Source organism: Telluria aromaticivorans (genome assembly GCF_013003915.1).
Lineage (GTDB): Bacteria > Pseudomonadota > Gammaproteobacteria > Burkholderiales > Burkholderiaceae_D > Telluria > Telluria aromaticivorans.
On the sequence record NZ_JABAIV010000001.1, the window covers coordinates 569,878 to 588,935 of the forward strand.

Here is a 19,058-nt window from a genome sequence, read left to right on the forward strand (position 1 = left end):
CAGGTGGCAAGGATACCCCGTTTGGGGCCTGGGCGGAAGGGCCGCAGGCTGCTGCGGCGCCGCGTCAATACAGGCTCAGCGCCTGTCCTCCGCCCTCAAACCGAGCTGTGCCGTGATGTTGCGCTCGATGCGCACCAGCTTGGCCCGCAGGCGTGCAGAAAGGGCGCGCGCCTGGGCCGGGCGGCCCGACTGGCTTTCCAGTTCCTCGCACACGTCGGCAAAGGCGCCGACCCCGATCACCCGGGCCGAGGACTTGACCTGGTGCGCCACGGCCGCGGCCGCCGGTCGCTCATCCCGATGATGCTGTTCATCGGGGTGCGGATCTCGTGGCTCATGTTCGACAGGAAGTCGCTCTTGGCCTGGTTGGCCGCATCGGCGCGCGCCTTGAGCTCATGCAGCGCGGTGACGTCGGTCGAAATGCACAGCACCGCCGGCGCCGCACCTTCGGAATGCAGGGGCACCCGCACGCTCCACAGCTGGCGGTTGCTGCCGTCGGGCAGCGCCTGTTCGACCTGGCTTGCGCTGCACTGGCCGCTCTCGAGCACCGCGCGGTCGCGCTCCCAGATCTCGTTGGCGCGCACCGCAGGCATGAGCTCGAGGTCGCGCCGGCCGATGACTTCTGGCGCCGGCAGCCCCACCACCGCCGCGCTCTTCGCGTTCACGTAGTGGAAGCGCCGCTCGGCGTCCTTCAGGTAGACGTAGGCGTCCAGGTTGTCCAGCACCGAATCGAGCAGCAGGCGCTGGTCGAGCGCCGCGCGGCGCGAACGGTACAAGTTCAGGAACAGGGCGAAGGCCAGCAGCGTGCCGACGAAACCGGAGGCCAGCGCCAGCAGCGGCAGGTAGCGCTGGTGGCCATCGACCATGGCGTCGCGGGGCGCAGAAAAATGCGCCTTCCAGCGCGTGCCGACGTAGTCGATCTCGAGCAGGGTCGTGAAATGCCCGGCGGGCGTGGGCTTGCCGCGCACGTCCGGTCCCGCCAGCATCCGGTCTTGCAGATGCAGCGCCAGCGGGGCATCCGCCTGTCGCTGCCCGGCCTGGCGCGGCCCGGGTTCGCTATACACGCTGAGCTGCACCTGCTGCCCCTCGGCCTGGCCGAGCGCGCGCCGTATCAGCTTCTCGACCGAAACGCGATGCCGATGCTGCCGAAATAGCGCGTGCGCCGCTCCTCGACCGTGGCCGGCAGCGCGCCGCCCAGGTAGAGCGGCTCGCGCATGCCGAGCACGATGCGCGGCTTCGGGTAATCGATCCGGACCGGATGGCCGGAGGCCGCGATCAGGCCGCTGTCACGTGCCTGTGCGACTGTCGCCGCCACCTTCGGGTTTATCGCGATGTCGACCCCAAGCCTGGTGACGGGCAGGTTCGGCGGTTCGACCCAGGTGATCACTTCATAGGAGGGACGGCGGCCGGGCGGGCTGATGTCGAAGCCGGGATTGCCCGCCGGGTCCACGCTGCGGTCGGTGCGTACGCTGGCGACGAAAGCATCGCGCGCCGCATCCGGCACGTGTGCAATGAAGGAGACTGCTTCGAGCGCCGGGAATTCGCGCGGCAAATCCAGCGTGGCGACATAACGGTGGAAGCGCAAGCGGGTGAGCGGCCCGTCGCCCGCCGTGTGCAGGGCCGCGAGCCCGCGTACCACCCGCGCATACGAAGCGATGGCCGCGGAGACGCGCTCGCGCGCCAGCTGGGCGACACTGTCGAAGCGGCGCCGCGCGTCATCCTCGACCGCCTGGTGCGCGAACTGGTAGAGCAGCAGGCCAACCACGAAGGACAGCACCACCCCGGCCGACCAGGTGGCGGCAAGCGTTGCCCGGCGCGGGCTGGCCGTGAAACTGCGGGTCGACGATGGATGCATGTTCTCCAGGGCCGGCGGATCGGGACGCCCGATATGGCGGGTAGTATAGAGTGGGCATGCCCGCTACATCATCACGCTTATCCACCGCAACGGGCGTATTTACCCTACTCATCCATATTAACAAGACCTTGAAGACCATGCTGCATGATCCCGACGACCCGTTCCGCTGGCTCGAAGACCTCGAGGGCGAGCCTGCCCGCGCCTGGGTCGGCGAACGCAATGCCGCCACCCAAGCCACGCTGGAAGCGCAGCCGGGCTTCGCCGGCCTGCGCACCCGCTTGACGTCCATCCTCGACTCGGTCGGAAAAATCCCCTACGCGGGCTGCCACGGCAAGCTGCTGTACAACTTCTGGCGCGATGCCAGCCACGTGCGCGGCATCTGGCGCCGCGCCACGCTGGAGGAATATCGCAAGCCGGAGCCCGCCTGGGAAACCGTGATCGACCTCGACGCTCTCGCGTTGGCGGAAAGCGAGAACTGGGTCTGGGGTGGCGCCACCTGGATCGAGCCTGGCGCGGCGCGCTGCCTGGTCTCGCTGTCGCGCGGCGGCGGCGATGCGCGCGTGGTGCGCGAGTTCGACCCGATCGCGAAACGCTTCGTCGACGACGGCTTCGTGCTGGCCGAAGCGAAAAGCGACGTCGCCTGGATCGACCACGACACGCTGTTCGTGGGGACCGACTTCGGCCCGGGCTCAATGACCGATTCCGGCTATCCGCGCATCGTCAAGCAGTGGCGGCGCGGCCAGCCCCTGGACGCGGCGCTGACCGTGTTCGAGGCGCAGGCCAGCGACATGTCGGTTTCTAGCTGGCGCGACCAGACGCCCGGCTTCGAGCGCGAATTCGTCCTGCGCCAGGTCGGCTTCTACAGCAGCGAACTGTTCGTGCGCGACGGCGACCGCCTGCGCAAGCTGCCCAAGCCCGACGACGCCAAGGCCTTCGCGGTGCGCAGCCAGGTGGTGGTCGAGCTGCGCTCCGACTGGGAAGTCGATGGCCGCCATTACCCGCAGGGCGCGCTGCTGGCGGCCGATTTCGATACCTTCCTCGACGGGGTGCCGGCCTTCGAAGTGCTGTTCGCGCCGACGCCTTCGACTTCGCTCGACGGCGTCACAGTCACGCGCGATGCCCTGCTCCTGACCCTGCTCGACAAGGTGAAGAACCGGATCGTCGAACTGCACCTTGAAGATGGCGTGTGGCGCCGGCGCGAGCTCGCCCTGCCCTCGATCGGTGCGCTCGAAGCCTGGGCCTATGACGAGGTCGGGTCGAACCTATACTTCCTGGCCGTGACCGGCTTCACCGAACCGACCACGCTCTACCTGATGGAAGCCGGCAAGGAGGAAAGCCATGCGCTGCGCGCGCCCCTGAAAGCCATGCCGGCCTTCTTCGACGCCGCTGGTTTGGCCACCACCCAGTTCGAGGCGCATTCGCCGGACGGAACCCGGGTGCCCTATTTCGTCGTCATGCGGCAGGGCGCGCCGCTGGACGGCGCCAACCCGACGGTCTTGTACGGCTATGGCGGCTTCGAGGTCTCGCTCAAGCCTGCGTATGGCGCCATCAGCGGCGCCGCCTGGCTCGAGGCGGGCGGCGTCTACGTGCTGGCGAATATCCGCGGCGGCGGCGAGTTCGGGCCGCGCTGGCACCAGGCGGCGCTGAAAGAGCACCGCCAGCGCCCTTTCGACGACTTTATCGCCGTCGCCGACGACCTGGTGCGCCGCAAGCTCACCAGCCCGCCGCACCTGGGCATCATGGGCGGCAGCAATGGCGGCCTGCTGGTCGGCGCCGTCCTCACCCAGCGCCCCGAGCTGTTCGGCGCCGTGGTCTGCCAGGTGCCGCTGCTCGACATGCGGCGCTACCACCAGCTGCTGGCCGGGGCCTCCTGGATGGGCGAATACGGCAATCCCGATATTCCTGCAGAATGGGAATGGATCGGCCGCTACTCGCCCTATCACAACCTGCATCCCGGCACCGCCTATCCACCCGTGCTGTTCACCAGCTCGACCCGCGACGACCGGGTCCACCCCGGCCATGCGCGCAAGATGGCGGCGCGCATGCTGGAGCTGGGCCAGGAAGTGCTGTACTGGGAAAACACCGAGGGCGGCCACGCCGGCGCGGCCGACAATGCGCAAACCGCGCGCATGTGGGCGCTGACCTGGACTTATCTCGCGCTCAAGCTGCGACTCGGCCTTTAAGCGACGAGCCGTTTGGCGAACAGTGCATCCCAGGTCGCCTGCACGTCGATGGTCAGCGCCACCGCGGTTTCGACGCCGATGACCTGGGGCGCCCCGATGCGGCTGAGGACCACACCGGCGCGGCGCGTCAGGCGCTCCATCGCCGTTGTCGTTACGGTCACGTAATGGGTCAGGCCGGTCTCGATGCCATAGCGAACAATGGCCTCGAACGACTCCAAGGTCATTTCAGAGAAACCGTAGCGGCTATCCGCGTCGGTCTCGATCGCAAAGCGCGACAGCTCCCAGATGTGCGGGTCGCTGGGCGCTTCGCGGCCCTCGAGCAGCTGCGGGAAGGAATCCTTGAGCATATAAGGGCCTTCGGTCGGCAGCAGGCGCCAGCAGCCGCGCAGCACGCCGCCCGGTTCGCGCATCAGCATATAGCCAGGTTCGAGTGCGTCGTAGCCGTCGATCTCCATGCCCGACAGCACCGGCACTTCCCATCCCAGCCTTCCGCTGAACACCTTGGCGCGCAGCGTGTGCATTTCCCACAGGTCCTTCGATTTGAATTCGCGGCGTGTAGCAATCTTGATCTGCATTGTCATGATGAGCCCCTGTTTGTGGTTGATTAACCCTATGCATTGCGCATACAAGGTTCATGCAAAGCGGGCACGACCGGAACTAGCAACACTGCTAGGTGGCTCTTTCCATCGCCAGTGAAATACTTGCATTTTGCATAGACACCGACGGAAAGGAGACACCATGGGAAGCGAGTTGATGTGCGAAGCACTGGCGGCGGAACTGGAAGCGCAACAGGCCGCGCAGTTGTCAGGAACAAGGCAGTCGGCGCCGCATGAACTGCGGCGACTGCGGATCGCCAAGCGCGAAAGCCAGGAGCGTTTTTGGAGCCGTTTCGGGGTAACACAGTCCAGCGGCAGCCGCTTCGAGACCGGCCTGGCAGTGCCGGCCCCGGTCGCGATCCTGTTGCGCCTTTATGTCAACGGCCGGCTCAGCGACGGTGATCTTCAGGTGTGAGCAGGCCGCAGGAGATCGCCTTGACCACCGCTTGCTGGCGGGTGTTGACGCCGAATTTCTGGCGCACGTTCGCCAGGTGAAAATTCACGGTCGCCTCGGAACAGCTGGTGATCCGGGCGACTTCCCACGACGATTTGCCGGCCATGACCCATTGCAGCACCTCGAGCTCGCGCCGGGTCAGGCGCGGCAGCTCGGGTTCAAGCTTGGCTTCGCGCCAGCGCGCGGACGAGGCGAAGGCATAGTCGCGGATCAGGGACAATGCCGGCAAGGCCTCGGCCACCGAGCGCACGAAAGGCGCGTCGGGACGCGCGTCCGACGCGAAACTGATGATCCCGACTTCGCCCTGGGGGCCGTGGACCGGCAGCGTGACGCCGCTGCGGATGCCGTGGGCGCTGGCTTCCTCGTAGAGCGCACCGGGCGCCCCGCTGCCGAAGGTGGCCGGGGCCCAGATCAGGGGCAGCGTACTCGACAGGCAATGGCCCACCGTCGGATCGACATACGCAAATCCATTGCTGTCGTAGCGGTCCCGCCATTCTGAAGAATAGTTACTTCGAAGAAAGGCATTTTCGAAACGCACGTGTCGCGACGGAACCACACCATACAAGACCTGCTCGAAGCCCTGGTCGCGCGACAAGGCAAACAGGCGTTCCGTCCAATCCTGGTCGGAGGGGGCTTCGAGCAGCTCGATAAGTAGCGCGGTGTCAATCATGGGTCAATGTCGGGACATCGTGTCTTCGATGCTAGATGAGTTAGGCATAGGAAACACTCACCAAATCTAACAAGACCGTAAATAAACCCTTACTTCTGTCGTGTCAATACAACCATTTCATCTCAATCGTGCGCTTCCTTGCTCTTATCTGCGCTACCCTCCGCCGGATTGCCATCCGAAATTTTCTCAGTTGCAAGATTAACCAGCTGGACCACGGGTGAAGCCACTTGACTTGGCATAACACGAGAGTATCTTCTCAGCATTTCATATGTAACAGTCGCAGGCCGAGCCGGCGGCGCCCCACACTTTTACCGAAACAAGGATTTAGTCGATGAACATCATGACCGACATGGGCGAACAGTTGGACGTCAAGCTGTTGCTGGCGACACTGATGGCGCTGAAAAAAGGCGATTTCTCGGTGCGCATGCCCTCGGACTGGACCGGTGTCTCCGGCAAGATCGCCGATACGCTCAACGACATCATCGAGACCAAGCAGAAAATGGTCGAGACGGTCACCGACGTGTCGCGTGTGGTGGGCCGCGAAGGCCACCTGACCCAGCGCGCCGACCTGCCGGGCGTGGTGGGCGGCTGGAGCACGATCATCAGCTCGGTCAACACCCTCATCGACGATCTTGTGCGCCCGACCACCGAAATGGCGCGCGTCATCGGCGCGGTGGCGAAAGGCGACCTGTCCCAGACCATGGCGCTGGAGGTCGACGGCCACCCGCTGAAGGGCCAGTACCTGCGCGCGGCAATGACCGCGAACACCATGGTGGAACAGCTGTCCTCGTTCTCCTCCGAAGTGACGCGCGTGGCGCGCGAGGTGGGTACCGAGGGCAAGCTGGGCGGCCAGGCGCAGGTGAAAGGCGTCGCGGGTACCTGGAAAGACTTGACCGACTCGGTCAACTCGATGGCGGGTAACCTGACCTCGCAGGTGCGTAACATCGCGGAAGTGACTACCGCGGTGGCGAACGGCGACTTGTCCAAGAAAATTACCGTCGACGTGCGCGGCGAGATCCTGCAGCTGAAGGACACCATCAACGTCATGGTGGACCAGCTGCGCTCCTTCGCATCCGAGGTGACCCGAGTCGCCCGTGAGGTGGGTACCGAGGGCAAGCTGGGCGGCCAGGCTTACGTGCCGGGCGTCGGCGGCACCTGGAAAGACTTGACCGACAACGTGAACTTCATGGCGTCGAACCTGACGGGCCAGGTGCGTAACATCGCGGCGGTGACGACCGCGGTGGCGAACGGCGACTTGTCCAAGAAGATTACGGTGGACGTGAAGGGCGAGATTCTCGAGCTGAAGAACACCATTAACGTCATGGTCGACCAGTTGTCATCGTTCGCATCCGAAGTCACGCGCGTGGCGCGTGAAGTCGGTACCGAGGGCAAGCTGGGCGGCCAGGCGCAGGTGAAGGGCGTCGGCGGTACCTGGAAGGACTTGACCGACTCGGTGAACTCGATGGCGGGTAACCTGACCGGCCAGGTGCGTAACATTGCGGACGTGACCACCGCGGTGGCGAACGGCGACTTGTCCAAGAAAATTACCGTGGACGTGAAGGGCGAGATTCTCGAACTGAAGAACACCATCAACGTGATGGTCGACCAGTTGAACTCCTTCGCATCCGAGGTGACGCGCGTGGCGCGTGAAGTGGGTACCGAGGGCCGCCTGGGCGGCCAGGCGAACGTGCCGGGTGTCGCGGGTACCTGGAAAGACTTGACCGACAACGTGAACTTCATGGCGGGTAACCTGACCGGCCAGGTGCGTAACATCGCGGAAGTGACCACCGCGGTGGCAAACGGCGATTTGTCCAAGAAGATTACCGTGGACGTGAAGGGCGAGATTCTCGAGCTGAAGAACACCATTAACGTCATGGTCGACCAGTTGTCCTCGTTCGCATCGGAGGTGACGCGAGTCGCGCGTGAGGTGGGTACCGAAGGTAAGCTGGGCGGCCAGGCCTACGTGCCGGGCGTCGGCGGTACCTGGAAAGACTTGACCGACAACGTGAACTTCATGGCCTCGAACCTGACGGGCCAGGTGCGTAACATCGCGGCGGTGACGACCGCGGTGGCGCGCGGTGACTTGTCCAAGAAAATTACCGTGGACGTGAAGGGCGAGATTCTCGAACTGAAAGACACCATCAACGTCATGGTCGACCAGTTGTCCTCGTTCGCATCCGAGGTGACCCGAGTCGCCCGTGAGGTGGGTACCGAGGGTAAGCTGGGCGGCCAGGCAAACGTGTCCGGTGTTGCGGGTACCTGGAAAGACTTGACCGAGAACGTCAACCAGCTGGCGGCAAACCTGACCAACCAGATGCGCGCGATTGGTGAAGTCGCGACCGCGGTGACCCGTGGTGACTTGTCGCGTTCCATCCAGGTGGAAGCGCGCGGCGAGGTGTCCTACCTGAAGGACAACATCAACGAGATGATCCGTAACCTGAAAGAGACCACGCAGAAGAACGCGCAGCAGGATTGGCTCAAGACCAACCTGGCGCGCTTCACGCGCCTCCTGCAGGGCCAGCGCGACTTGCAGGCGGTGACCAAGCTGATCCTGTCCGAGCTGGCGCCGCTGGTGTCGGCGCACCACGGCGTGTTCTACATGATGGACTCGCAGGAGACCGATGCACGCCTGCGCATGATCGCCTCCTACGGCTACCGTTCCAGCCGCAAGCTGCCGACCTCCTTCCTGCCGGGCGAAGGCCTGGTGGGCCAGTGCGCGCTGGAGAAGACCCGCATCTGGCTGACCGACGTGCCGCGCGATTACATCGTGGTCTCGTCGGGCCTGGGCGCGGCGCCGCCGAACAACATCGTGGTGCTGCCGATCCTGTTCGAACAGCAGGTCAAGGCCGTCATCGAGATCGCTTCGCTCGACCGCTTCACCGAAACCCACCTGTCCTTCCTCGACCAGCTGATGGAATCGATCGGCGTGGTCCTGAACACCATCGAGGCGAACAGCCGTACCGAGTCGCTGCTGACCCAATCGCAGTCGCTGGCGCAAGAGCTGCAACAGACCAACCAGGAACTGGCCGAAAAGGCACGCCTGCTGTCCGAGCAGAACATCGAGGTGGAACGCAAGAACCGCGAGGTGGAGCAGGCCAAGCTGGCGCTGGAAGAAAAAGCGACCCAGCTGGCGCTGTCGTCCAAATATAAATCCGAGTTCCTGGCCAACATGTCTCACGAGCTCCGCACGCCACTGAATTCGCTCCTGATCCTGGCGCAGCAATTGTCGGATAACCCGGACGGCAACCTGTCCGGCCGCCAGGTGGAATTCGCGAAGACCATCCACGGCTCCGGTTCCGACCTGCTGACCCTGATTAACGACATTCTCGACCTGTCGAAGATCGAGTCCGGTACCGTCACGCTGGACGTGTCGGAATACCGCTTCCTCAACCTGCGCAACTACGTGGACCGCACCTTCCGCCACATGGCCGAAGCCAAGCACCTCGGCTTCCAGGTCGACCTGGCGGACAACCTGCCGACCGCCGTGATGACCGACACCACGCGCCTGCAGCAGGTCTTGAAGAACCTGCTGTCGAACGCGTTCAAGTTCACCAGCCACGGCCACGTCGAGCTGACCATCAGCCTGGTCAACAGCGGCTGGACCGCCGACCACCCGAACCTGGTGCATGCCGACGCCGTGCTCGCATTCTCGGTACGCGATACCGGCGTGGGCATCCCGTCCGACAAGCTGCAGCTGATCTTCGAAGCCTTCCAGCAGGCCGACGGCTCCACCGCCCGCAAGTACGGCGGCACCGGCCTTGGCCTGTCGATTTCGCGCGAACTGGCGCGCCTGCTGGGCGGCGAAATCCGGGTCGAATCGATCGTCAACGTCGGCTCCACCTTCACCCTCTACCTGCCGTACAACCGCGCCGGCTTCATCAACTACGAACAGACACGCCAGCCGCAACCGGCACGCCTGGCCCCACCGCCGGCCCCTACCCCGCTGAGCTTGCAGATGTCGGCCCAGCAACGTGCCGAAGTGGCGACCATCGACGCCACCGAGACCGCCTCCCTGGTCGAGTACTCGTCGGTACTGGATGACCGCGGCCTGGTGACCCCGGGCGACCCGTCGGTGCTGATCGTCGAGGACGACGAGCGCTTCGCCAAGGTGCTGCTCGACTTCGCCCGCGAAAAGAACTTCAAGGGCATCGTCACCCAGCGCGGCGACTCGGCACTGTCGCTGGCGCGCGACTACCTGCCGTCGGCCATCCTGCTCGACATCGACCTGCCGGACATCGACGGCTTCACGGTGCTCGACCGCCTCAAGCGCGACCCGAGCACCCGCCACATACCGGTGCACGTGATGTCCTCGCTGCGCGAGCGCGAGCGCGCATTGCGCCAGGGCGCCATCTCTTACCTGAACAAACCTGTCAGCCGTGAGCTGCTGCAGGAAGAATTCAAGCGCATCCAGAAGTTCCTGATGGGCGGCAAGCGTTCGCTGCTGGTGGTGGAAGACGACATGGCCCAGCGCGAGTCGATCGTGGCCCTAATCGGCAACACCGACATCCACATGGTCACCGTGGACACCGGCGCCTCGGCGCTGGAAGCGCTGGAAAGCTCGCACTTCGACTGCATGGTGCTGGACCTGACCCTGCCGGACATCTCGGGCTTCGACCTGTTGGACCGCATCGGCGCCAACGAGCGCCTGCGCGACCTGCCGGTCGTGATCTACACGGCCAAGGAGCTGTCGCGCAAGGAAGTCACGAAGCTCAAGCGCTATGCCAAGACCATCGTCATGAAGGACGCCCGCTCGCCGGAACGCCTGCTCGACGAGACCGCGCTGTTCCTGCACCGTTCGCAGGCCAGCCTGCCGGAAAACCAGCGCCGCATGCTCGAAGAGATCCATGCGCTCGACGGCGGCCTGGCCGGACGCAAAGTGCTGATCGTCGATGACGACCTGCGTAACATTTTTGCGCTGTCCACGCTGCTGGAGCGCCAGCAGATGCAGGTGCTGTTCGCAGAAAACGGCCGCGACGGCATCGAGGTACTGGAAAAGGACCCGACCATCGAGATCGTCCTGATGGACATCATGATGCCGGAGATGGACGGCTACGACACGATGCGGGCAATCCGCCGCATCCCGAAATTCCGTTCGCTGCCGATCATCACCCTGACCGCCAAGGCCATGAAAGGTGACCGCGACAAGTGCATCGCCGCCGGCGCTTCCGACTACATCACCAAGCCGGTCGATGTGGCGCAGCTGCTGTCGATGATGCGGGTCTGGCTGCACTGATGAGCGAGCTGAGCCCCTGGAGTGGGTTTGCGGGTTTTGCCCACCTCCAGGCGACCGAGGAACTCGAGATCGAGCTGCTGCTGGAGGCGCTGTACCAGCGCTTCGGTGTCGACTTCCGTGGCTATGGCCGCACCCGGCTGCGCGAGAAACTGCTGGCCCTCCTGCAGCGGCGCGAGCTGGCGACCATCTCGCGCCTGCAGGAGGGGCTGCTGCACGAAGCCGGCGTGGCGCTCGACCTGGTGCGGGCGCTGGCCGTGCCGCCGGTGGCGCTGTTCGACCAGCCCCTCGAGACCCGCCGGCTGCGCATGGCGCTGGGCGACAGCCTGCGTCCCACCGCGCTGCCTAAGGTGTGGCTGGCCGAGCCGGGCGGCGTGGGCGAGGCCTGGACCCTGGCGATCCTGCTGGCCGAGGAAAAGCTGTACGCGCGCACCGAGGTGTTCGCCACCGTGGCCAGCGACGAGCTGCTGGCCGAAGTGCGCGACGCCACGCTGCCGGCGGCGCAGCTGGAATTGTCGCAGCGCGATTACGAGGAAAGCGGGGGCAGCGGCCGGCTGGCCGATTACTTCGAGGTCTCAGGCGGCGAAGCGCGCCTGCTGGGACGCCTGCGCGAGCGCATCACCTGGACCCAGTACAGCCTGGTGACCGATGCCTCGTTTAATGAGTTCCATGCGATCGTCTGCCGCCGCGTGCTGCCCGACTTCGGCCCGGTGCTGCGCCAGCGCGTGCTGCGCCTGTTCCACGACAGCCTGTCGCTGTTCGGGGTGCTGGGGCTGGACCGGCCGATGGCGCCGACGGATGTGATTGCGGGGGAATACCTGCCGTTGTTCGAGGGCGGCGGGTGGTACAAACGCATCCGGTGATGTCGTAGGGTGGTCGGCTCTGCCGACCGCGCGTTCAAACCGACTCGGCTCCGTCGGGATGCGCTTTTATTTATATACTGATTGAACGCGTGGGCAAGAAACTTGCCCACCCTACGATGTACGACTAATCGTACGACGCCGTCATCACCCCGGGAACCGCTCCACCATCCGGTCCCGCCACGCCTGCAAATTCGCCATCCCCTCCGCCCCCGGCCGGAACCGCATCAGTCCCCGCGCAAACTCCAGCGCGCAAAAGGCCGTGATATCGGCAATCGTGAAGCGCTCCCCCGCCACATACGGCTGCTTGCCCAGTTCTCCATCCAGCCAGCGCGCCGTCGCCCGCATTTTTTTCCCCTGCGCCGCGCCGAACTCGGGAAACTGCGGCTGCTCCAGCACGGCCAGCCCCGGATGCGTATGGCGCACGCACTGGGCAATCTCCAGCATCAGGTGCAGTTCCATGCGCCGGTCGGCCATCTCGATGAAGGCGCGCTCGATAGTGTCGACTCCCATCAAATTCGGTTCCGGATACAGGCCTTCGAGATAAGTGCAGATGGCGCGAGTTTCGCTCAGCGCACGCCCGTCGTCGAGCACCAGCACCGGCACGCGCGCCAGCGGGTTCAGGGCCAGGAAGTCGCCGGCGCGCTGGTCACCGCTGTTCAGATCGACGTCGACCAGCTCGATGCCGTCGATGCCCTTGGCCGCCATGAACAGGGTGACGCGGCGCGGGTTGGGAGCGCGGGGGCTGGTGTACAGGCGCATGGATGTCCTTTGCAGTGGATGGCACAGGCGGCCATGATAGCCGCTTTCGCAGCCACTACAGTGCAAGAAACCTCAGGCCGGTTCGGCCAGCGCCACCGGCCCCGCAGGCCGGTGCTGGGCCGCGATCCAGGCGTCGATACTGTCGGCGCAGCCGGGCGGCAGGTGCAGGCCGAGTTTACTGCGGCGCCACAGGATGTCGGCTGCGCAGGTGGCCCATTCGTGCTTCACCAGGTAGCGCAGCTCGGCGGCGTACAGCCCTGGCGCCACTTCCTCGCCCAGGTCGCCCAGGCAGGCGGCGCCCGCCAGCAGCACCTCGACCCGGGTGCCGTAGGCGCGTGCCCAGCGCAGCGCCAGGCTTGGCGGCAGCCAGTCATGGCGGCGCTCGAGCGCGGAGACCCAGCGGTCGAATTCGAGCACGCCGCGGCTGTCGGGCGTGTTGCCGAACAGGTCGCCACCGGGCAGCAATGCGTCCGCGGTCCATGCGGGCCGTGGCATGCCCAGGACCGGGCCGATCCAGTCCACCGCCTGCTCCGCCAGCTTGCGGTAGGTAGTGATCTTGCCGCCCATGACGGACAGCAGCGGCGCGCCCGCGGTGTCGTGCGAGAGCAGGTAGTCGCGGGTGGCGGCGGCGGCGCTGGCCGCATCGTCCTCGAGCAGCGGGCGCACGCCCGAATAGCTCCACACCACGTCGGAGGGCAGGACCTGGCGCCGGAAATAGCGGTTGGCGAGCTCGCACAGGTAGGCGGTCTCCGGGCCGGAAATCCCGACCTCGTCCGGGTCGCCCTGGAATTCCACGTCGGTGGTGCCGATCAGGGTGAACGCGCCCTCGTAGGGCATGGCGAACACGATGCGGCCGTCCGGGTGCTGGAAGATATAGGCGTAGGTGTGGTCGAACAGGCGTGGCACCACGATATGGCTGCCCTTCACCAGCCGCAGGCGGCGCTTGCTTGCTGCGCCGGTGGCGACGTGGGCAATGCGCGCGGCCCAGGGCCCGGCGGCGTTGACCAGGCAGCGTGCTTTCACCCGCCGGCTGCGTTCCCCCTGCACCAGGGTCGCCATCCAGTGCGCCGGGTGGCGCTCGAAGGCGGTGGCGCGGGTGTGGGTAAGCACGGTGGCGCCGCGCTCCCGGGCGTCGAGCGCGTTGAGCACCACCAGCCGCGCGTCGTCCACCCAGCCGTCCGAATACACGAAACCGCGCGTGAAGGCGGGTTTCAGGGGGCCGCCGGCGCGGTGCCCGACCAGGTCGACCGCTTCCGAGCCGGGCAGGAATTCGCGCGGCGCCAGCCGGTCGTACAGGAACAGGCCGGCGCGGATCAGCCAGGCCGGGCGCTGGCCGGCGTCGTGCGGCATCACGAAGCGCAGCGGACGCATGATATGGGGGGCGCTGCGCAGCAGCAGCTCGCGCTCGGCCAGGGCCTTGCGCACCAGGCCGAACTCGCGGTGCTCGAGGTAGCGCAAACCACCGTGGATCAGCTTGCTCGACGACGACGAGGTATGTGCGCCAAGGTCGTCCTTGTCGCACAGGATCACCCTCAGGCCGCGGCCGGCCGCATCGCGTGCAATGCCCACGCCATTGATGCCGCCGCCTACGACCAGCACATCGCATTCCAACTGCGATTCCAACTGCGCGCAGCCTGGTTGCCCGTTATCGTCCCTGTCGCCATTGTCCACGTCGCCTCCTGTCCGCGGGCCGGGCCCGCCCCAACCGGTCCAGTGTAGGAGCCCGATGGTCGCAGATATTTGTTTACATCAATTATGCGGAGAATGCGGCAGCCTGTGTGCGAAATTGCCACAGCAGCCTGCGAACATCGGGCGCCGCCGGCACTCCAACCGGCATGACCCATGCAGACTTCCTGTTGGTGGGTGGCGGGCTGGCCAGCGCCACGGTCGCCGAGACCCTGCGCCTGGAGGGCGCGCACGGCTCCATCACGATCGTGGCGGCCGAAGACGAGCTGCCCTACCACCGCCCGCCGCTGGCGACCCGTCTGCTGCGCGCGGACGAACCGCCGCCGCTGGTGCTGGTGCTGGGCCAGGGCTTCTACGACGAGCACGGTGGCGCCCACGCCGCGCACCTGACGCGCGCACCTGGCGATCCACGAAGCTGCCCGGGAGCGGCGGACAGATGTGTAGAATCGGGATTCGACCACGACACAGGATGCTGCAATGGTGGAGGATGTGCGCGCCTGGGTGCGCATGCCGTCTGGAAAACGGCTGGACCTGCTGAACCCGACGCCCTTCGACTGGGACGACGCCGACCTGGCGCTGGGCCTGGCGCGCACCTATCGCTGGGGCGGGCATTCGGCCTGGCCGCTGCCCTTGTCGGTCGCCCAGCATTCGATCGCCGTCATGCTGCTGCGCCGGGCGCTGGCCCCGAGGCCGACGCCGATGGAAGAATTGCGCGAGCTGCTGCACGATGCCGAGGAAGGCTTGCTGGGCTTCGATGCCGTGTCGGTCATCAAGCCCTTCCTGGGCGAGGGTTTCCGCGCCCTGACCCAGCGGCTGGAGCAGGTGGTGTTCCTGCGCTACGGCTTGCCGGCCTGGACCGAGAAAGACCACAAGCTGCACAAGCAGGCCGACCGCCTGGCCGCGGCCACCGAGGCCGTGCACGTCACCGGCTGGACGCGCGAGGAAGTCCGGCGCACGCTCAAGATCCGGGCCCACGTGCTGGAACAGGATCCGCTGGCGGCCTATTTCGGGTGCGCGCCGTGGGAACCGTGGCCGCCGGCACTGGCTGCCGAACGTTTTTTGGCCGAACTCGATCGGCTGAAGGCAGCCACCGGGCACGCGGCGTGACCGGCAGGGCTCCGCATGTCCGCTCCCCCTGGGCTGCTGATCGCAACGCTCAACATTGATGAAGATCAATAACTTAAGCTAAATACCTGATTTGCTTGAACATTTTCCAATATCCACAACTTATGTGGATAACTGTGTGGACAACGGCCACTTGACAAGCCGCAAGTCCAGTAACGGTGCGGGTTTCAACAAAATGCCCGTTCTGGAGGCAAAATGAAATCCCCGTTAAATCAATGACTTAGCTATGCACCGCTTTCGTGCAGTACAGGTGTATCAGGCAAATTCCTACAAAAGTTGTTGGCGGGGGATAAGTCCCGGAGCGGAATCGAGTTTGGCCGCTAACATGGGCGCTTCTGCATGCATTTTCGGCCTTGCTCCAGACCTTGGGTCGGCACCTCGTCTCCACCTTATTTCCACACACTCCGCGCCCGGTCGCGCACCATCATCCTCACGGTTTCCGGCACCGGCTTGCGCACCTGCTGGGTATCGGCACTGAGCCAGGTGTGTTCGTCGAAATGCTTGAGCATGGCCGGCGTGATGAAGCGGGTGCGCGCCGCGTAGACGTGGCGGTCTCCCATCTGGGCCTGCTGCTTGATGAAGAAGCGGTTGGGCACCACCAGCTGCAGGTGCTCGCGGGCGCGCGTCATCGCCACATACAGCAGGCGGCGCTCTTCTTCGATATCGTCCTGGTTCCCCGTGCTCATGTCCGAGGGAATGCAGCCGTCCACCACATTCAGCACATGCACCGATTTCCATTCCTGGCCCTTGCTGGAATGGATGGTGGAAAGGATCAGGTAATCCTCGTCCAGCAGCGGCGGGCCGGCGCGGTCGCTGGTGGCCTCGGGCGGGTCGAGCGTGATCTCGGCCAGGAAGCTCTCGCGCGTCGCATGGCCGCCGGCCAGCGCCGCCAGCTGCTCGACGTCGGCGGCGCGCACATGAAAGTCGTCGTGCATGCGCTCGAGGTGCGGCAGATACCAGGCCTTGACCAGTTCGATGTCGGCGGGCCAGCGCAGGCCCGGGGTACGCAGGCGGCGGTACAGCGCGCGGAAGGCTTCCCAGTCGGCGGCGCTCTTGGCGGGCGGCACAAAAGCCTCGATGGCGCTGAGCGGGTCGGCCGCCTCGCCGACGGCATCGAGCAGGCGGGTGGCGGTGGCCGGCCCGATACCCGGGATCAGCTGGGCCACGCGGAAGCCCGCCATGCGCCCGTTCGGGTTCTGGGCGAAGCGCAGCGTCGCCAGCACGTCCTTGATGTGGGCGGCTTCCAGGAATTTCAGCCCGCCGAACTTCACGAAGGGGATGTTCCGGCGCATCAGCTCCAGCTCCAGCGCGGCGCTGTGGCTGGCCGCGCGGAACAGCACCGCCTGCGCCGTGAGGGCGATGCCGGCCTCGCGGTGTTCCAGGATGCGGTTGCAGACCCAGCGCGCCTGTTCGGCTTCGTCCGGGATCAGCACCAGCTGCGGCTTGATGCTGGACGCCTTGTCGGTCCACAGGGTCTTGGCATGGCGCTCGAGCGCGCCGGCGATCATCGCATTCGAGGCATCCAGGATCGGCTGGGTCGAGCGGTAGTTGCGCTCCAGGGTAATGACTTCGGCCGGGCGCGAGAACCCTTTCGGGAAATCGAGGATGTTGCGCACCGTCGCGCCGCGGAATGCATAGATCGACTGGGCGTCGTCGCCGACCACCATCACGCCCTCGCCACCCGGCTTCATGCCGCTGATGATCGAGGCCTGCAGGCGGTTGGTGTCCTGGTATTCGTCCACCAGCACATGGTCGAAGCGGGCGCCGATCTCCGGCCCCAGTTCCGGGTCGCCCGCCATCTCGGACCAGAACAGCAGCAGGTCGTCGTAGTCGAGGACATTCTGCTCCTGCTTGGCGTCGACATAGGCGCCGAACAGGGTCTTGAGCTGTCCTTCCCACTCGCTGCACCACGGGAAGGTCGATTGCAGCACCGCCTCCAGGGGCTCGCGGCTGTTCACCACGCGCGAATAGATCGACAGGCAGGTGCCTTTCAGCGGGAAGCGTTTCTCGGTTTGCGTCAGGCCGATCTCGTGGCGCACCAGGCCCATCAGGTCTTCAGAATCGCCGCGGTCATGGATCGTGAAGGATTCATCCAGGCCGATCCGGCCGGCATATTCGCGCAGCAGGCGCGCCCCGATCGCATGGAAGGTGCCGGACCAGGGCAGCGTGACCTGCGTTTGGGCGCCGTACCCCCCGCCGCCGCCGCGCAGCAGGCGCTGCAGCACGCCGCTGGCGCGCTGGCCCATCTCTCCGGCGGCGCGCCGCGAGAAGGTCAGCAGCAGGATGCGCTGGGGATCGGTGCCGGCCTGGATCAGCCGCGCCACCCGGTGCGCCAGCGTGCTGGTCTTGCCGGAGCCGGCGCCGGCCACCACCAGCAAGGGACGCACCACAGCGGCGCCGATGTCGTGCTCGACCGCCGCACGCTGCTCCGCGTTCAGGCTTGCGAAGGGATCGTCTGTGGTGGCGGGCTGGTCGAGGACGGCGGACATAAGGATGAGGATCTGGAAATGACATACTGTACATTTATCCAGTTATTATGCGCAAGCAGAAAAGCTCGCCACAGTACAAGCCGGCAGGGTTTCCGCGGCAAGGCCCCTTGTGCGGGCCTGATGCAAGACCTGTGAAACCCGCTTTAAGTAGCGGATTCATAAAATGTTTTCCGGATATCCACAAAGTCTGTGAATAACTATGTGGAAAAGCGGGGGCTTGACACGCCAGGAACAGCCCATGATGCGGCTTTCAACAATTTGCCTATTGGGAAGGCATCGCCCATAGCCCCTTGAATCAAGGGCTTAGGCCCAGATGTTGTCCGCGAATCCAGTTCAAGGCGAAAAATAAATTTAGGCAATGAATGTGCATAAGCCGGGCTTGCCTGACCCGGGAATGCCCGCCTGCCCCGCCCTGCGCCGCTCAGGCAGCGGCTTGCCCCTGATGTCCGCGCCGCCTGCCCGGTTCAAGCAGCACGCGCGCGATGACCCGGCCTTCGACGGCGTGCAGCTTGAGGTATTCGAGCGCCGACAGGGTGCCGACCGCGTGCATCAGGGACAGGGCGTCGTCCACGACGTCGCGCTGGTGCAGGTCGCGCCGGGATTCGTTGGTGCCGGCGGCCCCGTCCGACGTGAGGGGTGGGTTACGGTGTGGGTTCATCGTGCGCCTGGCCTTTCTGGCTAAAGAAGGTTTTGCTGCACGGAGTATGGTCGAAGCCGGGACAATGTCAATATCAGATCTGAATCAAACACCAGTATTCATTTTATGCTCGGTGATCCGTACAGGCGCTGCGCTGCGCTGCGCTTTCCATCGGCTGCCTACAATGGCCGCGCCAACCACCAACCTTGAGGATCCCATGAGCACGCATCCCGACCCCGACCTGAATCCCGGCGACGAAGCCGAACCGGGCACCCCAGGCGCCGGCGAAGACGTCTGCGAAGCCTGCGCCGGCAGCGGCAAGCTCTCCGACGGCAAGCCCTGTTCGAACTGCGGCGGCAGCGGCAAGGTGATGCGCGGCATCGGCGGGGGCTGAGCGGCCGGCGATCCGGCGGCCGGCGAACCGGCGGCCGGCGATCCGGCACCGGGCGCTCCGGCGGCCGGCGAACCTGCGGGCCGCGCATGGACAGTGCGGGCGCCACCCGGCGATAATGCC

At 65.5% G+C, this 19,058-nt stretch carries 15 protein-coding genes; 6 read left to right on the forward strand and 9 right to left on the reverse strand.

Annotated elements, in window-relative coordinates; all coding sequences use genetic code 11:
- Positions 1-75 precede the first annotated feature (75 nt).
- Genes HGB41_RS02595 through HGB41_RS02605 form a run of 3 tightly spaced genes read right to left on the reverse strand, consistent with a single transcriptional unit; the run spans position 76 to position 1,852 of the window.
- Entirely contained in the window at positions 76-270 is a 195-nt protein-coding gene (locus tag HGB41_RS02595; RefSeq protein WP_171080790.1) for an Hpt domain-containing protein, read from the reverse strand.
- On the reverse strand, positions 237-1,061 hold the full coding sequence (locus HGB41_RS02600) for a PAS domain-containing protein (RefSeq protein WP_171080792.1): 825 nt from the start codon (positions 1,059-1,061) through the stop codon (positions 237-239). Before HGB41_RS02600 ends, HGB41_RS02595 begins: the two co-directional genes overlap by 34 nt.
- Positions 1,062-1,108: 47 nt before the next feature.
- A complete protein-coding gene (locus HGB41_RS02605; protein ID WP_171080795.1) occupies positions 1,109-1,852 on the reverse strand; it encodes a CHASE domain-containing protein in 744 nt (247 codons plus the stop codon).
- Between the two features lie 137 nt (positions 1,853-1,989).
- Here HGB41_RS02605 and HGB41_RS02610 point away from each other — a divergent pair, with 137 nt between their 5' ends.
- Positions 1,990-4,035, forward strand: coding sequence for a prolyl oligopeptidase family serine peptidase (locus HGB41_RS02610; protein ID WP_171080797.1), 2,046 nt, complete (start codon positions 1,990-1,992; stop codon positions 4,033-4,035).
- On the opposite strand, the gene HGB41_RS02615 is transcribed toward HGB41_RS02610, so the two are convergent.
- Entirely contained in the window at positions 4,032-4,616 is a 585-nt protein-coding gene (locus HGB41_RS02615) for an acyl-homoserine-lactone synthase (protein WP_171080800.1), read from the reverse strand. The two genes, HGB41_RS02610 and HGB41_RS02615, sit on opposite strands and share 4 nt — an antisense overlap.
- A 157-nt stretch (positions 4,617-4,773) precedes the next feature.
- Here HGB41_RS02615 and HGB41_RS02620 point away from each other — a divergent pair, with 157 nt between their 5' ends.
- Positions 4,774-5,046 carry a helix-turn-helix domain-containing protein gene (locus HGB41_RS02620; protein ID WP_171080802.1) on the forward strand — a complete coding sequence of 91 codons (273 nt, stop codon included), beginning with the start codon at positions 4,774-4,776 and terminating at the stop codon, positions 5,044-5,046.
- Here HGB41_RS02620 and HGB41_RS02625 read toward each other — a convergent pair.
- A complete protein-coding gene (locus tag HGB41_RS02625; RefSeq protein ID WP_171080804.1) occupies positions 5,021-5,755 on the reverse strand; it encodes a helix-turn-helix transcriptional regulator in 735 nt (244 codons plus the stop codon). The two genes, HGB41_RS02620 and HGB41_RS02625, sit on opposite strands and share 26 nt — an antisense overlap.
- Positions 5,756-6,086: 331 nt before the next feature.
- Here HGB41_RS02625 and HGB41_RS02630 point away from each other — a divergent pair, with 331 nt between their 5' ends.
- Together HGB41_RS02630 and HGB41_RS02635 are read left to right on the forward strand one after the other, a co-directional pair.
- Positions 6,087-10,988, forward strand: coding sequence for a HAMP domain-containing protein (locus HGB41_RS02630; protein ID WP_171080806.1), 4,902 nt, complete (start codon positions 6,087-6,089; stop codon positions 10,986-10,988).
- On the forward strand, positions 10,988-11,848 hold the full coding sequence (locus tag HGB41_RS02635) for a CheR family methyltransferase (RefSeq protein WP_171080808.1): 861 nt from the start codon (positions 10,988-10,990) through the stop codon (positions 11,846-11,848). The genes HGB41_RS02630 and HGB41_RS02635 overlap by 1 nt, the downstream gene beginning before the upstream one ends.
- Before the next feature lie 144 nt (positions 11,849-11,992).
- Here HGB41_RS02635 and HGB41_RS02640 read toward each other — a convergent pair whose 3' ends face one another.
- Both HGB41_RS02640 and glpD read right to left on the reverse strand, forming a co-directional pair.
- Positions 11,993-12,607, reverse strand: coding sequence for a glutathione S-transferase family protein (locus tag HGB41_RS02640; RefSeq protein WP_171080810.1), 615 nt, complete (start codon positions 12,605-12,607; stop codon positions 11,993-11,995).
- A 72-nt stretch (positions 12,608-12,679) separates the two neighbouring features.
- The gene (glpD, locus tag HGB41_RS02645; RefSeq protein WP_171081905.1) at positions 12,680-14,230 is read right to left on the reverse strand and encodes a glycerol-3-phosphate dehydrogenase; all 1,551 of its coding nucleotides are present in this window, start codon (positions 14,228-14,230) and stop codon (positions 12,680-12,682) included.
- Between the two features lie 540 nt (positions 14,231-14,770).
- Between glpD and HGB41_RS02650 the strand changes: the two genes are divergently transcribed.
- On the forward strand, positions 14,771-15,400 hold the full coding sequence (locus HGB41_RS02650) for a phosphohydrolase (RefSeq protein WP_229422678.1): 630 nt from the start codon (positions 14,771-14,773) through the stop codon (positions 15,398-15,400).
- 407 nt (positions 15,401-15,807) lie between these two features.
- Here HGB41_RS02650 and HGB41_RS02655 read toward each other — a convergent pair whose 3' ends face one another.
- Positions 15,808-17,907 carry an ATP-dependent helicase gene (locus tag HGB41_RS02655; protein WP_171080812.1) on the reverse strand — a complete coding sequence of 700 codons (2,100 nt, stop codon included), beginning with the start codon at positions 17,905-17,907 and terminating at the stop codon, positions 15,808-15,810.
- 421 nt (positions 17,908-18,328) lie between these two features.
- On the reverse strand, positions 18,329-18,565 hold the full coding sequence (locus tag HGB41_RS02660; protein WP_171080814.1) for a hypothetical protein: 237 nt from the start codon (positions 18,563-18,565) through the stop codon (positions 18,329-18,331).
- 196 nt (positions 18,566-18,761) lie between these two features.
- Between HGB41_RS02660 and HGB41_RS02665 the strand changes: the two genes are divergently transcribed.
- Positions 18,762-18,938 carry a hypothetical protein gene (locus tag HGB41_RS02665; protein ID WP_171080816.1) on the forward strand — a complete coding sequence of 59 codons (177 nt, stop codon included), beginning with the start codon at positions 18,762-18,764 and terminating at the stop codon, positions 18,936-18,938.
- Positions 18,939-19,058: the final 120 nt, after the last annotated feature.

What these genes read in the sequence shown, in the direction of transcription:
- HGB41_RS02605 (WP_171080795.1), bottom strand. Translation starts at nt 1,852, where the DNA reads ATGCATCCATCGTCGACCCGCAGTTTCACGGCCAGCCCGCGCCGGGCA.
- HGB41_RS02610 (WP_171080797.1), top strand. Translation starts at nt 1,990, where the DNA reads ATGCTGCATGATCCCGACGACCCGTTCCGCTGGCTCGAAGACCTCGAG.
- HGB41_RS02615 (WP_171080800.1), bottom strand. Translation starts at nt 4,616, where the DNA reads ATGACAATGCAGATCAAGATTGCTACACGCCGCGAATTCAAATCGAAG.
- HGB41_RS02620 (WP_171080802.1), top strand. Translation starts at nt 4,774, where the DNA reads ATGGGAAGCGAGTTGATGTGCGAAGCACTGGCGGCGGAACTGGAAGCG.
- HGB41_RS02625 (WP_171080804.1), bottom strand. Translation starts at nt 5,755, where the DNA reads ATGATTGACACCGCGCTACTTATCGAGCTGCTCGAAGCCCCCTCCGAC.
- HGB41_RS02630 (WP_171080806.1), top strand. Translation starts at nt 6,087, where the DNA reads ATGAACATCATGACCGACATGGGCGAACAGTTGGACGTCAAGCTGTTG.
- HGB41_RS02635 (WP_171080808.1), top strand. Translation starts at nt 10,988, where the DNA reads ATGAGCGAGCTGAGCCCCTGGAGTGGGTTTGCGGGTTTTGCCCACCTC.
- HGB41_RS02640 (WP_171080810.1), bottom strand. Translation starts at nt 12,607, where the DNA reads ATGCGCCTGTACACCAGCCCCCGCGCTCCCAACCCGCGCCGCGTCACC.
- HGB41_RS02650 (WP_229422678.1), top strand. Translation starts at nt 14,771, where the DNA reads ATGGTGGAGGATGTGCGCGCCTGGGTGCGCATGCCGTCTGGAAAACGG.
- HGB41_RS02655 (WP_171080812.1), bottom strand. Translation starts at nt 17,907, where the DNA reads ATGTCCGCCGTCCTCGACCAGCCCGCCACCACAGACGATCCCTTCGCA.
- HGB41_RS02660 (WP_171080814.1), bottom strand. Translation starts at nt 18,565, where the DNA reads ATGAACCCACACCGTAACCCACCCCTCACGTCGGACGGGGCCGCCGGC.
- HGB41_RS02665 (WP_171080816.1), top strand. Translation starts at nt 18,762, where the DNA reads ATGAGCACGCATCCCGACCCCGACCTGAATCCCGGCGACGAAGCCGAA.